The organism is uncultured Veillonella sp. (genome assembly GCF_938010505.1).
Lineage (GTDB): Bacteria > Bacillota > Negativicutes > Veillonellales > Veillonellaceae > Veillonella.
In genome coordinates this window covers 1-1,280 of record NZ_CALLVP010000152.1, presented here as the reverse complement: position 1 = coordinate 1,280, position 1,280 = coordinate 1, and the positions used below count along the sequence as shown (strand labels likewise).

Here is a 1,280-nt window from a genome sequence, read left to right as displayed (position 1 = left end):
TACTCTTAATTATACAATGTTATTGCCTATTGGTGTAAAATTCCGTACAATATAAACAGAAATGTATAAACCATGTATATGGATGTTTGAGGAGGATACTATGTTTAAGTTCAAAAAATTGACAGCCATCGCCCTCGTAGCGGTAGCAGCAATGGGGTTATTGGCTGGTTGTGGCAACGACAAACCTAAAATGACACAACAAGAAGGCGTATTACGTGTAGGTTCTGAAACTACATTCCCACCATTCGAATTCACTGAAGGCGACAAATATGTTGGTTTCGACGTTGATTTGTCCGAAGCAATTTCTAAAAAAATCGGCCTAAAAATGGAATTCAAATCCATGGGCTTCGATGCTTTGATTCCAGCTGTTCAATCTGGCGATATCGACATGATTGCTGCAGGTATCAATGCTACTCCTGAACGCGAAAAAGTATTGGACTTTTCCGATGTGTACTTCGACCAAGGCGGTTTCATTACAGTTGTTCGTAAAGATAACACTACCATCCACAACATGGACGAACTAGCGGGCAAAACTGTAGGTGTTCAAATCGGCACAATCCCTGTTGAAATGGCTCAAAAAATCCCTGGTACAACAGTAAAACAAATCGATTCCAATGCTAATATCTTTATGGAATTGAAAGCTGGCACAATCGATGGTGCTATCATCGATAACGCAGTGGCTATGTACTACCTAAAACAAGGTGCTGATCAAGATCTTAAACTCGTAGGCGAACCTACTAAATCCCCAGGCACAGTTCTTGGCGTGAAAAAAGGCAACAAAGCTTTACAAGAAGCTGTTAATAAAGCTCTTAAAGAACTTAAAGAAGACGGCACTTACCAAAAAATCTACGACAAATGGTTTGGTAATTACAACCAAAAATAATATCTATCCTTATGCTTTAGGGTAAATACAAGCCCCTCTGAAAGATTTCAGACATCACATAAAATTTGTGACAACAGATCTTTTTCAGAGGGGATTTTTTGCGCTCAAATACTACACATACTGAAGCTTCCGTATTAAATTGTATTAAATATAGGCATATTAGAAATAAGCTAGTATATTGTGAGAACAGTTAAACGATATCAATATGATATTAACAGAAAAGATACAGATATACTGGCATTTCCTCTTTTACGGTACCATTATACTAGCATTGCCTCTTTTACGGTACCAAGTGTTCGTTATATAATAAATATGTATTCTATCGTATAAAAGGAGGCCTAATGGCACAGTATTTTACGGAACGCCTGCAAAAGGTCTTCCACATGATTTTTACATC

Annotated in this window: 1 protein-coding gene; it reads left to right on the top strand. The window is 37.6% G+C overall.

Annotation, left to right across the window (positions count from 1 at the left end):
- The first annotated feature begins 100 nt into the window (after nucleotides 1–100).
- Complete coding sequence (locus tag Q0507_RS09410; RefSeq protein ID WP_298715395.1) at nucleotides 101–883, top strand: basic amino acid ABC transporter substrate-binding protein; 783 nt, start codon at nucleotides 101–103, stop codon at nucleotides 881–883.
- Nucleotides 884–1,280 lie beyond the last annotated feature (397 nt).

Coding starts and splice junctions, on each gene's coding strand:
- Q0507_RS09410 (WP_298715395.1), top strand. CDS start 101: ATGTTTAAGTTCAAAAAATTGACAGCCATCGCCCTCGTAGCGGTAGCA.